The organism is Desulfovibrio gilichinskyi, assembly GCF_900177375.1.
In the GTDB taxonomy this organism is placed as follows: domain Bacteria; phylum Desulfobacterota; class Desulfovibrionia; order Desulfovibrionales; family Desulfovibrionaceae; genus Maridesulfovibrio; species Maridesulfovibrio gilichinskyi.
This window is the reverse complement of the sequence record NZ_FWZU01000005.1, coordinates 47,533-61,382: the sequence shown is the minus strand read 5'-3', so window position 1 is coordinate 61,382 and position 13,850 is coordinate 47,533. Positions and strand designations below refer to the sequence as shown.

The following is a 13,850-nucleotide window of genomic DNA, read 5'->3' as shown; positions in this document are numbered from 1 at the left end:
TACTCGTACTATGATAAATTTATATCAGAAAAGCATTATCCTTATCGTTTAACAAAAACAGTTAGGTTTGATATAGTCTTAAGGCTAGTATTTACAGTGGAGAGCCCTGTATATGTTCAAATCCATGAGAGCAATCATACTCATTTTTGCAGCCGGGCTTGTTATTGTCACAACCGCCGGAATAACTTTTTTTGCTCAAAATGAAGTTACAAAATCGGTATATCAGACAGAATGGAGCAGCGCTCAAGCTCTTCTGAACTCTACAATGCTCAACGTCACAAATGAATATCAAAGCTTACTTTTTGCCGAAAAAGCCGCCATTTCCAGACGTAAAAAAGAGATAAAATCAATTGTAGAAATTGCATATGAAGCGGTCTCATTCAACTACAAAAAATATAAAAAGGGATTATTAACCGAGAAAGAAGCCAAAGTTCGCAGCATAGAACAAGTTAAAAACATGCGTTATAATGACGGGGTGGGTTATGTCTGGATTAACAATACATTAAGACCTCTACCTCGGATAATCATGCATCCTTTGCTGCCTGAATTAGACGGTAAAATTGCAGATGATGAACGCTTCACTGACCCCAATGGAGTGAACAATAACATAATGTCCACTTTTCGGGAGATCGCTGAAAAAAACGGGGACGGATATGTAAAATACTTCGGATCAAAACAGACTGCAAACGGGCTTACTGAAGAACTTCCTAAAATTTCATATGTTAAACTCTTCAAAGGATGGAACTGGGTAATAGGCTCCGGAGTTTATATTGATGATGTTGACGTGGAAGTCAGTAAACGATTTGAAGCAATGCTCATGGAACTACGAAACTCCTTAACACAGGTAAAACTAGGCAAAAGCGGTTACATCTTTATTTTTGCTGGGAACAAAAAGATGATTGTCCATCCTAAAATTTTAGGTATGACCGGAGCAACATTAAAAAACCAAGTAACAGGCAGACTTTTAATCAATGAATTAATAGAAGCATCACAAAAAGGAGGAGTGCATGAGTATCTTTGGAACAAATATCCAGATCACATCGGCGAATATAAATTTAAAAAGCGCACCTACGTCAGGTATTTCAAACCGCTGGACTGGTATGTATGCTCCTCTATCTATGTGGGAGAACTGGAAGAACCAGGAATAATCTTAAGAAATAAAATTATTTTTCTTTCTCTGGGATTCCTTGCTTTTGCCCTTGTTTTGGCCACCATACTTTCAAGAAGAATTGTGCGCCCTCTTTTGGAATTGACGACAGCCAGCCGTGCCGTCAGAGAAAAAGGCATGGCTGCGGCAAATATCCCAGTTAACGGCCCTACAGAAACCAAAGAACTCGGAATCGTCATCAACCAAATGATTAATTCAATTAAGCTAGGTCTTAATGAAAAAGAAAATCTGATGAGCGCGTTAGAGAACGGCAACCGGCAATTACATTTTACAAACGAATATCTTGAAGCAGAAATAACCGAGCACGCGCAGGCCAAAGAAGAACTGTTAAAACTCCGTAATCACCTTAAAAACATTATAGATTCCATGCCTTCAGTGCTCGTAGGAGTCGACAACACAGACCTTGTCACTCATTGGAATTCAGGTGCGGAGAACGTTACAGGTATCTCTTACGATCAGGCTCAGGGACGCCCGCTCAGCGAAGTTTTTCCCGAACTGGCTCAAGAATTAAAACAAGCTAAGAAGACATCCCGAGACGGAAAAGCATATGAACGTGTGCGCACCCCGCGTAAAATTAACAACAAGATGCACTATGAAAATATCTCAATCTATCCATTAGTTGAAAACAGCATGGAAGAAGGGACCGTTATACGACTGGATGACGTTACTGAACGCGTCCAGATAGAAGAGATTATGATCCAGACAGAAAAAATGATGTCTGTAGGAGGGCTTGCGGCAGGCATGGCCCATGAAATAAATAATCCTCTCGGAGGAATTCTCCAGGGCGCACAGAATATTGAGCGACGTTTCTCACCAAGTTTGCCAGATAATATTAAAACAGCTGAAAAACTCGGTATATCTCTTGAGGCAATGATGAGTTATATGGAAGAACGCAAGATTTTAAAAATGCTCAAAAATATCCGTGAAGCCGCCGAGCGAGCCGCCGTAATCATGTTAAATATGCTCGATTTCAGCCGCAAAACGGATATACGGCACACATCATGCCAAATGAGTAATCTTGTAGAGAAATCCATTGCACTGGCAGAGCAGGATTATGATCTGAAGAAAAAATTCGACTTTAAACAGATAAAAATTGTTCGGGAATACGAGCCGGACCTTCCTCTCATCGTTTGCGCGCCGACTGAAATTGAACAAGTGCTGCTAAACCTTTTGGGCAATGCCGCGCATGCTATGAGCACAATAGAAAAGCCTGAATCACCATCACAGATAACCATCAGAGTAAGACGGGAAGAAAATTACGTAACAACTGAAGTTGAAGATAACGGCCCTGGTATGGACGAGCAAACCCGCAAGAGAGCTTTTGAACCGTTTTTTACGACAAAACCTAAAGGAATAGGAACAGGCCTGGGATTATCAGTTTCATATTTCATTATAACCCAAAACCACGGCGGAACCTTCACAGTCGACTCTATCCATGGAAAAGGAACCAAGTTTATTTTTCAGTTGCCAACAAACCGCTAAAATTATTATTATGCTAAAGACAAAACAAAAAGGCACTTACATCAAAACAAGAGACCTATAATGACACATTGTTAACTGCCTACAATTATGTATCTATTTAACAATCGGCCGTTATTGCCATTAAACCATGTTTCTATATGACCCACTTTTTTTTACAAAAAGGTATCATCTTTGAATAACACATTGTATTTAATGATTAAATTTGTTAGCATAGTTTGTGCATGTGTAGATAAGCAATTATAACATTGAAGATGTACTAGGATGGTAAGCATGTTTAAACGGTTACTCTTTTGTCTTGCGTCAGTTCTCGTGCTCATGATTCTTGCAATGACTTTTCAAAAAAATATTCTGATATCTTTATCAATTCAGGCTGTTGCTATCTTATTTCTTATGGCAGCAGTTTTTTTTGTTATAAAAAAAGTCATTCATCCTATTAAACTTCTGAATGCTCAAGTTAAAAGTATTTCAGAAGGAAATTTTGAAACTGGCAGCAACAGTAATTATATATGCGAACTTGGGACACTGGAACATGAAGTAAACAAACTCAGTGACATGTTGAATAAAAAAATTGGAATGAGTGAATCCATGCTTTCCAGTATTATGACCCCGATGGGAGTCGTAGGGAAAGACGGAAATATTATCTGGTTAAATGAAAGCATTCTGAAGCTACTGGAAATAGATGGCAACTCGGACAAATTTATCGGAACTGATTTCTCAGTCTTCTTCTATGGAACTAAGCAGGAGACTGTTTCAGAAAAAAGCCTCAAAGAGAAGAAAAAGCTATTTGCAAAAACACAGGTAACAAGCCGTAAAGGCAATATTAAATACATATCCATTGCGGCGTCCCCTATATTTGATACCCGCGGGAATCTTATCGGTGGTTTTACCACTATTATGGACTTCACCAATATAAAAGTAAAAGAAGATTTTATCACTGCGCAAAACGAAAAAATTGCAAAAGGTGTGTCTGATGCTAGCAAAATATCAGAGCAGCTTGCCAAGGCTTCGGAAACAATCAAAGCGGAAGTGAATATTTCCAGCGAAGGCACGCGTGAACAGCGTTTCATGACAGAAGAAGTCTCATCCGCCATGGAACAGATGAATATAACAATTACAGATGTTTCAAAGAATGCAAATGATACAGCACATATGGCCAGACAAACTCAAACAACAGCAAAAAATGGAACCAAGCTTGTCAGTGACGTTATTGACGTCATGCATAATGTTACTAAAAATGCCCAGAACTTAAAAAATGAAATGGCAACTCTAGAAACTCACAGCAACGGAATATCCTCCATTATGCAAACCATTTCAGATATTGCCGATCAAACAAACCTGTTGGCACTTAATGCGGCTATTGAGGCTGCCCGTGCCGGAACTGCCGGACTCGGTTTTTCAGTGGTAGCTGATGAGATTCGAAAACTTGCTGAAAAAACTATGGTAGCAACAAAAGATGTCGGACATTACATAGCATCTATTCAATCCAGTTCTAATCAGAGCACTGAAGCGACAACTGAAACTTTGCTCAGCATAAAAGAAGCGTCAAGGATTTGCGATGAGGCTGGAAAAGCGTTAGAACAGATACTTGGATTTTCCCAAAATACAGCAGACCAAGTTGACAACATTGCAGCAGCAGCCGAACAGCAATCAATAGCAAGCGGAGAAGTCAACAACGCACTTGATGAAGTAAATAAAATTGCAGCCAAGACAGCAGATTCGATGAATAAAGCAGCTGAATCTGTCTCTGATTTAGCCCAATTAGCAACTGAACTGGATCATAATATGAATGCAATGCAGAAACAGGAAAAGGCTTAGATCAAATTTTCACAGTAACAAGAGTTCCTTCTTCATCAGAGGAGCTCATTTCGATTTTCCCTCCATGAACTTTGGCAATAAGACTGGCTGAATAGGTTCCAAGACCTGTTCCGCCGATCTTGCCTTCTGTTGAATATTTTTCAAAAAAAGTTTTCCGTATTGAAGCGGGAACAGTCCCGTAATTATGTATAGAAATGGATATTTTTTCGCCTTCGAAAAGGGTAACCGTTACATTTTGCCCATCGGGAGTGGCTTCGAATCCGTTTTTTAAAAGATTAGCAAGCATTGAAAACAGGAGCAGCTCTTCACCTTTAAGATAAAAACCGTCTTCACCATTCCATTTTTCTTTATTCACAATAATTTGCAACGCAGACTTTTTAGATTCAATCAAATCTATAAGATCAAATTCTATTCGCTGTATAATCTTAATTAAATCGACATTTTCAGGATCAAGAAGATAACTTCCTGCTTCCATTCTATATACATCATAAGACCTGTTGATAAGACCAAGCATACGATATCCGGAATCCTGTATACCCTTTATCATTTCTCTTTTTTCAACATTATCTTCATCAACAAGCAGTAAGTGAGGTAAATTTATTACCGCATTAAGCGGAGTCTTGAGATCATGATGCGTTATTCTGTTCACGTCTTCTCTTAAAAGTATTGCCTTCTGATGATTAATTACATCTATTATCGTGGAAGCTATAGAGCTACAGAAATGTTCCAGAAAATCAGTTCCCATCTCTGTGTTGAATCTGCTGGCAGAAGGATCATAAATGGAGAGAAGTCCTATCATTTCCTCAGGTCTGTATTTATCCATCAAGCCGAAGGCAAAGCATGAACCGCCGCTTTCAGGGCTCATATCAGGATCACCGAAAAAGATATCCGGGCGCATCATACGTGAAATCGGCCCTATAAAGATTCGGTTATCTGCTTTTCTCAAAGTTGCATCAATAAAGCGGGCACATCCTTTCAAAAAAAATGAAGGGATCCCGGAATCAGGCAACCCTTCACAAAGTTTACGATCCAGAACAATTGAAACCCTGTGGACTCCCAGCTCTGCAGTAATCAGCTTTAACATCTCAGGCAGTTCAGAAATATTTTTGAGTTTGTTTGCATAATCAAGCGAGCGGCAAAACTTACGAAATAATCCAAAATCAGAATTGTAGGCAGTAAGAGCCTGCTTCAACTTTTTTTCCAGTATTTCTACTTTCTCTTCGCTCTCATCAAGGGCTAAATTTGCAGCAAACAGCTCATCTTCCTGTCGCAAAAACATATCACGTATAGTTACATAATTCTCAAAAATAGACTGGGCTTCAACTGAGGCTTTTTTTATTTCGCCACACTCAGAAAGCTGTTTTAGCAGATCAAGCTGTTCTCCAAACTTATTAAGCGTTGGCAACTCATTCATAAACAATCCTTAATCTATTAAATGTCTAAGTTAAGCCTAAGATACGACATAACACATAAACTATTTTTGAAATAATACAAAATAAACTAAAAAAATTCTAGACTAATAATGAGCAACAAAGGCAAGCAAAGCAGACAACTCGGAAAGAACAACAGCCCCGCCTAAAAAATCTCCATTTGCGCCGTCAACCTTTTTCGCCAGTCTATATAAAAACAAGAGACATACTGCAGTAAGTAAATAAGTCAGAATCTGAATGTTAAAATCAACAACAAACATTCCTGCTACAACGGTTGTAACAAATGCAAAGAAAATAGAAAAGAAATCTGCGCCGCGCATAAAAAGCGCGCCCTGCCCTGGTCTTGCTATAGATTTACCGAGCATGCACATTAAAGTATTCCCGAGCCTTCCAACAACAAAGACCCAAAGGACAACCCCTAACTTATTTGCTTCAAATACATAATAAAAACAAATGAGTTGTCCGGTAAAAGCAATAATTAGAGCAAGAACGCCAAAGACTCCGCAGCAGCTGTCTTTTATAATTCTCCAGAATCTCTGCTTATCCGGATAAGGCCCCGCGCCATCCGCAATGTCTGCAATACCATCAAAATGTAATCCGCGTGTAAAATAAACTGAAGCCGCAACCGTAAGCCACGCTTGAATCCAGAACTTTCCCGCAAACAATCCTAAATAAAATGGAAAAGCGATCACAAGCCCTAATACAAGGCCGCTTAAAGGGAACCATTTAACGGTACGTCCTAAATCTTCCGGCTCAATATCGAGTATAGGCCCGAGCCTTGTCATAAAGCCCAGAGTCATCAAAAAATCACGAAAAAAAACACCTATCATGCACTGCCCCACTTAAGCACAATTGAATCTCCCGGCCCGAAATTAAGCTTTTCCGCTGCGGCTCTCTGACAAAGAGCTAGTTCATAAAACCCCTGACTCCCGACAATCAAGCCGAGAACATCTGATTCGAGCTCCGCGTAACAGGAGGCCCGCCTGACACACCCTGTATTGATGCCGGCACACGGATTCTTCCCCAGTATAGACATTCGCTCAGGCATAACCTTACTGTCCGGAATATTAAGCACCAGATTCCCGAACCTGTCCCTGTGCAAAACAATAGCTTCAACTCCGTTTTCCATCCATAGCGGTTTCTTCAGTCCTATCCTCACCACGTCACGAAGCGGCAGTTTCGGTCCGAATGTTTCAAGAGATTTTCCACAAGCTATATCCGCTCCAATCGGCGCAAAAATATCCCGCCCGTGAAATGTGGAAGAACTTCGCATCTGACTGGCGGCGAGGCTGAGATCCGTAACAATTACAGAGCCGCTATAGCCAGCCTCGGCAAGTTCTATAATGCCGTTATCAGGTGCAACAACAACGCAACCGCCAAGCTCTGCCGCAATTATTCTACGCCCGCTCCCGACTCCCGGATCAACCACGGTGACAAAAACAGTATCAGCCGGAAAATGTTTTATAGCTGCGGCTAAGAAAAAAGAAGCCTGCGAAATACAAAAAGGAGCAATACCATGACTGACATCAATGATCTTTGAATCAGGAGCCTTATCAGCAAAAACCCCCTTCATCTGACCTACATATGGATCGTCCAGCCCGAAATCAGTTAAAAGCGCAATGGTTCTGCTCATAAACTACCTCGGCACGGAAAATCCCTTTCCGAGCACGCTGAAAGTTGTTTCAATTATTACGAACGCAGCCGGATCAATATTGTATATTGTTGCCTCAAGCCTTTTAAGCCTGAAAGAATCCACAACGGTCAGCACAACAGTGCGTTCCTGTCCGGTATAGCCGCCGCGAGCATTGATCAAAGTAGTGCCCCGACCATGTTTTGTCATTATTGCGCCGGAAACAGCCTCTGGAAATGAGGTTATGATCAGCACCATCTTACGCTGGTTAAACAACCTCTGAACAACATCTATAACGGCGGCAGAAACATAAATCATTGCCAGAGAATAAAGCACATCGTTTAAACTCAGCCAAATGGTTCCGATTCCAAGGACAACAACATTAAAGCCCATGGAAAACTGTCCAGCCTTTATCCCGAGTTTTTCACGGAAAAAAATCTGTAAAATACCAATTCCGCCAGTGGACCCCAGAGAACGCAATGCGATACCTGAACCAAGCCCAAGAACAACACCACCAGCAAGAACCGCCAGCCACTTGTCATGAAAGCTGACCGTCCACGGTAAAAGTTCCACAAATCCACTCAGAGTCAGCATCCCGTACAGACTGTACAAAAAAAACGAACGGCTTATAAAAAACCAGCCTATGAGGAATATAGGTATATTCAGCAAGAAAATCCACATTCCCGGAGACACTGCCGGTAAAATATAATATAACAAAAGCCCAAGGCCTGAGATACCGCTGGGTAGAAAAGCGTTAGAAATAATTACGCCCTTGATCGCAAGAGCTGTTAAAAAAGAACCTAACGTTAAAAGAGCTACATTCCATGGAATAGAATAGCTCATCTTTTGAAAACGATTTATAACTGGGTCCAAAACAAATCTCCGCTGAAAAATAATTATTAAAAAAAAGAATTGAGCCTAAGATTTACACTTTTCTTATAAATAAGAAAGCACCTTAGTCAGCGTAGTATTCTTTGGGTTCTGCTTTATACACTTGGAAGGTGGAAAGAAAGATGATAAGCCGTTTTACCATATCTAGATAAGGAGATTTTTGATCCATAATGAAAGCTAAACTTCACCTTCAAAACGTCCTAAGTTCTATTCTTGAAAGCAAAGGCTGGGAATGGCCGGAAAAAGCTGTTCTCGAACCACCTAGAGATAAGAATTTCGGTGACATGTCCGCCAATATTGCCATGATGCTTTCCAAGCAGGCAAAAATGAATCCTCGCGCCATTGCCGAAGAAATCAAGAACGAGCTGGACAATGACCTATATATTGAAAAAGTCGATATCGCAGGACCAGGCTTCCTGAACTTTACCTTTTCCAATTCCTTCTGGCAGAACCTCATCCCTGAAGTTCTCGAAAAAGGTGCTGATTTCGGACGTTCCGAAATAGGTAAAGGCATCAAAGTTCAGGTCGAATACGTCTCTGCCAACCCGACAGGACCTCTGCACATCGGTCATGGACGCGGCGCAGCTCTAGGTGACTGCCTTGTCCGTATTCTGGAATTCACCGGACATAAGGTTGAAGCAGAATACTACGTCAATGACGCCGGACGCCAGATGCTTATCCTCGGTAATTCTATCTGGGTAAGATTGCAGCAGACTGAAGGCCGTGACATTGCCGATCCTGAAGATTTTTATAAAGGCGAATACATCATTGATATCGCCAAAGAAGTGCTGGCACTCAACCCCACCATCCTTGAAATGGAAGAAGCTGATTCAATAGCTATCTGCCGCAAGTATGGAATGAATCAAATTCTCGAAGGTATCAAGAAAGACCTCGCAGCTTTTGATGTCCGCCATGATGTATGGTTCTCAGAAGAAAGCCTTGTTTCCGCCGGTAAAGTGGAAGAAACGTTTGCAGACCTCAAAGCAAGAAACATGGCCTATGAAAAAGACGGAGCACTCTGGTTCAAGAGTACCGACCTCGGTGACGATAAAGACCGCGTACTCCGTAAATCAAACGGCGACCTGACGTATTTTGCATCCGATATCGCCTACCATGACGATAAGTACAAACGCGGTTTCGACAAAGTCGTCGACATCTGGGGAGCAGACCATCACGGCTATATCCCGCGCATGCAGGCTGCTGTTGAAGCTCTAGGCAAAAAGGGACAGCTTGAAGTTATCCTTGTGCAGCTGGTTAATCTGCTGCGCGGCGGAGAACAGATTGCCATGTCCACCCGCGCCGGTAAATTTGAAACACTTGAAGACGTGGTTAATGAAGTTGGCCGCGACGCTGCCCGTTTCATGTTCCTGTCCCGCAAAAGCGACAGTCATCTTGATTTTGACCTTGATCTGGTCAAACAGAAAACCATGGAAAATCCAGTATATTATGTACAATACGCTCATGCGCGTATATGCTCAGTAATCCGCAAGGCTGCTGATGAAGGAATAGAAGTCGGTGCATCCGGCCAGACACTCCTTACCAACTTAAATAATACTGAAGAACTGGGTCTTCTGAAACTTCTCGATCAGTTTAATGATGTCGTTGAAAGTGCCGGTGAATATATGAGCCCGCATACCATCAGTTATTATCTGAGAGATCTTGCCGGTGCGCTGCATAGATTTTACTCAATGCATCATATTCTTTCCGCTGAGAAAGAAATTATCGCGGCGAGACTGCTCCTGCTGCAAGCCGTAGCAAAAACACTTGCCAATGGTTTGAGCCTGCTTGGAGTTTCCGCACCTGAAAAAATGTAACTGACTGCAAGTGTGCATCAAAAACGGAGCGACATGGTGGCTATCCGAAAAATAATAAACGGCTCAGATTCATCTCAAGAAAAAAAATATAATTTCTCCTTCACATTGGCGGAAGTCATTGGACTTTGCGCCGGGTGTGTTGGAGCCTTATGCGCTTTCTTTATACTCGGTATCCTGCTCGGCAGAGGGTATCAGCCTGAAAACGATGTGCCGGAACTGGCAATGATGATGCCTACCCAGTCAGCCAACAGCTCCGGAGAAGTAAAAGGCGGGATACTGAAGCCGGAAGAATTGCTGTATATGGATAACCTTAAGATAAAACCGGAAACCTCTGTTAAGCCTGAAACTGCCGCTAAACCGGAAGCAAAACCAGCTGAAAAAGAAATTACGGTAAAACCTGAAACAAAAGTTGCACCAGAACCTTCTGCGGTGAAAAAAGACGTTGCTGTCGCAGCTCCGGTGAAAATGGATAATTCGGCAGCGTCCGCGCCTCCTGTATTCGACTATCTCTATCAGGTCGCATCCTTCGGATCTGAAAGTAAAGCCAGAGAATTCAGCGGAAAACTTATCACTGACGGTCTGAACGCATCACTTGCAATAGGTAAAAGCGGAAGCAAAACTTGGTATAGAGTTGTCGTCAGACATATCGGATCAGCTGAAAGCACTCAGAGCATGCGAAATGTTCTGGCAAAATACGGCATTAAAAAACTGATGTTAAAAAGCAAAAAAGCAGTTAAATAAATTCTGAAGAAATGCTTGATGAACAATTCAAAATCCCGCTTAAAATTTTATTTTAAGCGGGATTTTTCTGTATAAACAACTCTGGATTTGAATCCGGCTACATCATTTTTTTTACAGGCTTATACGGAAGGCTGAAAATAAACGCTGTACCGTGACTGTAACCTTCGGGCGGACTTTGCACCTTAATCTCCCCGCCATGGTTGCGGACGATATGCCTTGCAATAGCAAGCCCAAGACCGGTACTGCCGAACTCATTGCGGCGAAATTTTTCAACAGAATAAAATCGCTCAAAAATACGGGGCTGGTCCGCGGCCGGAATTCCAGGCCCTTCGTCCTGAACAATAAATTTCAGATCATCTCCATCTTTCGAATAGCTCACAGTGACAGATTTATTCTCAGGCCCGTATTTTATGCCGTTTTCCAAAAGATTCCTGAAAAGCTGCATCAACTGATCAGGGTTGGCAAAAATCGTGAACGCGCCTGATTCTAAAGTATTTACCATACTCACCTGTTTCTTTTCAGCCAGACCGGAACATGCCTGCCATGCCTGCGAAACAGCTTCTGCCGGGTCCATATCAACAAATCCGTTTTGGGTGGAATTACTTTCAATGCGGGATAGATTCAAAAGGTCATCCACAATCTTGCACATGTGATCAGCATTTTTTTCTATAGTTCCTAAAAATGTTTTCCGCAATTTTGCCGGAGGAGCGGGGGTGGAAAGCAAAGTCTCAGCATACCCCTTGATAGATGTAAGCGGAGTTCGAAGCTCATGCGAGACATTGGCCACAAAATCTTTACGCACAGTTTCAAGGCGCTTAATTTCACTTATATCATGAAACACAGCTATTGCTCCCGGTCCTTGTCCAGGATCGGTTGTGTGCGGTGAACGGACAATATTGACTTCGTAAACACGACCTGCGGACAGCTCCAGATTTACGTTAAGAGCATTAGGGCCTTCCATGGCAACCACTGACTCGCAGGCATCCTGCAACTGCGGACAGGGAAGGATTTCGAGAGGACTGCGACCGATACAATTTTCAATTCCGGAAAGAATTTCAACTAATGCCCGGTTGACGCTTTGGATACGACAATCAGAATCCATGACCATTACGCCGTCCCACATACCGTTCAGCACAGCCTGTAACTTATTCTTCTGGCTGGTTATGGTTCCCACATGTTCACCGATTCTTTCAGCCATCCAATTAATTGAATTTGCAAGCCGCAAAAATTCTTTATCAGGTAATGACCTGATTCTGCGTTTATAATTACCCTGCCCCACAGCTTCAGCCGTTCTGACCATGGATTCAACCGAAGACGACAATTGAAGGGTAACAAACCGGATAACCAGATAGCAGACAAGCATAATTACTGGAAGTATCCAGAAAAAAGTATTCCAGATTGTCGAAATCTTCGCTTGTATTCCTAGGAGCTGATTCTTGATTAAGAAATATCCTTCCGCGCCGCTGCTACTGTCTTCAAAATGTATTGCCGAATAAAGAGTATAAGTTTCTCTAGCTGAATCAAAACTTATATGAAAGCCGATACCGTCCGACTTTGCACCTCTTATTTCTTCTCTGCTTAAAATATCCCATTTGGGATTAACCCATGAAGCTCCTGAAATAGTTTTACCGTCTGCGGAAAAAAACGCGATCTCTTCACCTATCAGATGCGATACTTCGCTGATGCGATCACTGGCGCTTAATTCCTCTGTTTTGCGGTAAAGTCTTTGCACCAGTTCAAGATTTTGCTGCGAGCTCTGGCGAGCATCCGCCATTAGATCTGCTTTTAAATTATAATACGACAGACCGAGAGGAAGGCTTACACAAATCATCGCAACCAGACAGACTGCTATAAAAAGCTTACTTTTAATTGAATAACTTACTTCATTGATCATAATTTTCTTCTGCGCTAATGCTAAATATTAATGAGATTAAAATTGGTAGATTACTCAATTATCCTGCACATAAAACTCAATTACGTTACAATTTAGCAACGTAATTGCTCTTTTCACCAGAAATAGATCTGATCATAAAATATCATCTGAGTGTGAGGCTTTTTCAAAGAAAGGGGCAATGGCCTTATTGTAATTCACATAAAAAAACTCGGAAGAAAGGTTTTGGTAAACCACTTCTCCCGAGTATAAAGATCAAAATAACTAAAGGTAAATTAAATCAACACTTAAACCGATATCCTACCCCGCGCACGGTTTCGATATAATCGGCGTAAGGGCCGAGCTTCTGACGTAACCGGCGGATATGTGTATCAACGGTTCGTGAATACCCTTCAAAATGTGTATCCCATACGGTATCAAGAAGATGATCACGGGTGCGGACTTTTCCTTCATGCTGCAATAATTCTGAAAACAGCTTGAATTCTGTGGCTGTAAGAGTAACAGGTTCTCCGTCACATTCCAAAGTATGAGCTTCAAAATCCACAGCCAGCCCTTCGCGACTCCATTTACCTGGACGCTTAGTTTCAACTTCTGAGCCGCGCCTTAAAACTGCTTTAACCCTGAGTACCAGTTCACGCGGACTGAACGGTTTTACGATGTAATCGTCAACTCCGAGTTCAAGTCCGACAACCCTGTCCACTTCTTCGCCTTTGGCTGTAAGCATTACGACAGGAATATGCTGAGTTCCGGCTTCCTGCTTGAGTCTGCGACAAACTTCCAGCCCATCGATACCCGGAAGCATAAGATCAAGTAGAATCAGATCCGGCATTTCATTTCTGGCCTGTTCCAGGGCTTTATGCCCATCCATTGCAGTTACAACCTCAAAACCGGATGAGGTTAAATTATATTTCAATAATTCAATAGTATCGTAATGATCTTCTACGACCAGTATTTTCTCAGTTGACACAATGAACTCCTTTTGGAACGG

General features: G+C 41.9%; 10 protein-coding genes. 4 read left to right on the top strand and 6 right to left on the bottom strand.

Annotated elements, in window-relative coordinates; all coding sequences use genetic code 11:
* Positions 1-112: 112 nt before the first annotated feature.
* Both B9N78_RS14255 and B9N78_RS14250 read left to right on the top strand, forming a co-directional pair.
* Positions 113-2,650 (top strand): cache domain-containing protein, encoded by a 2,538-nt coding sequence (locus tag B9N78_RS14255; RefSeq protein WP_085103468.1) that lies wholly within the window; start codon positions 113-115, stop codon positions 2,648-2,650.
* A gap of 270 nt (positions 2,651-2,920) precedes the next feature.
* The gene (locus B9N78_RS14250; protein ID WP_085103466.1) at positions 2,921-4,465 is read left to right on the top strand and encodes a methyl-accepting chemotaxis protein; all 1,545 of its coding nucleotides are present in this window, start codon (positions 2,921-2,923) and stop codon (positions 4,463-4,465) included.
* 1 nt (position 4,466) lies between these two features.
* Here B9N78_RS14250 and B9N78_RS14245 read toward each other — a convergent pair whose 3' ends face one another.
* The 4 genes from B9N78_RS14245 to B9N78_RS14230 form a co-directional block, all read right to left on the bottom strand.
* The gene (locus tag B9N78_RS14245; RefSeq protein ID WP_085103464.1) at positions 4,467-5,879 is read right to left on the bottom strand and encodes a sensor histidine kinase; all 1,413 of its coding nucleotides are present in this window, start codon (positions 5,877-5,879) and stop codon (positions 4,467-4,469) included.
* 102 nt (positions 5,880-5,981) lie between these two features.
* Positions 5,982-6,725, bottom strand: coding sequence for an adenosylcobinamide-GDP ribazoletransferase (locus B9N78_RS14240; protein WP_085103462.1), 744 nt, complete (start codon positions 6,723-6,725; stop codon positions 5,982-5,984).
* Positions 6,722-7,528, bottom strand: a complete 807-nt coding sequence (locus B9N78_RS14235; protein WP_085103460.1) for an SAM hydrolase/SAM-dependent halogenase family protein — start codon at positions 7,526-7,528, stop codon at positions 6,722-6,724. The genes B9N78_RS14240 and B9N78_RS14235 overlap by 4 nt, the downstream gene beginning before the upstream one ends.
* A 3-nt stretch (positions 7,529-7,531) precedes the next feature.
* Positions 7,532-8,398, bottom strand: a complete 867-nt coding sequence (locus B9N78_RS14230) for a YitT family protein (protein WP_245805564.1) — start codon at positions 8,396-8,398, stop codon at positions 7,532-7,534.
* A gap of 188 nt (positions 8,399-8,586) precedes the next feature.
* On the opposite strand from B9N78_RS14230, the gene argS reads away from it, so the two are divergent.
* Together argS and B9N78_RS14220 are read left to right on the top strand one after the other, a co-directional pair.
* On the top strand, positions 8,587-10,230 hold the full coding sequence (gene argS / locus B9N78_RS14225; protein WP_085103458.1) for an arginine--tRNA ligase: 1,644 nt from the start codon (positions 8,587-8,589) through the stop codon (positions 10,228-10,230).
* Positions 10,231-10,266: 36 nt separating this feature from the next.
* Positions 10,267-10,971, top strand: a complete 705-nt coding sequence (locus B9N78_RS14220; RefSeq protein WP_245805563.1) for an SPOR domain-containing protein — start codon at positions 10,267-10,269, stop codon at positions 10,969-10,971.
* A 97-nt stretch (positions 10,972-11,068) separates the two neighbouring features.
* Here the strand turns inward: B9N78_RS14220 and B9N78_RS14215 are convergent, their stop codons facing one another.
* Both B9N78_RS14215 and B9N78_RS14210 read right to left on the bottom strand, forming a co-directional pair.
* Positions 11,069-12,865, bottom strand: a complete 1,797-nt coding sequence (locus B9N78_RS14215; protein WP_085103454.1) for a HAMP domain-containing sensor histidine kinase — start codon at positions 12,863-12,865, stop codon at positions 11,069-11,071.
* A gap of 277 nt (positions 12,866-13,142) precedes the next feature.
* Positions 13,143-13,829: a response regulator gene (locus B9N78_RS14210; protein ID WP_085103452.1), complete on the bottom strand. Its 687-nt coding sequence runs from the start codon at positions 13,827-13,829 to the stop codon at positions 13,143-13,145.
* Positions 13,830-13,850: the final 21 nt, after the last annotated feature.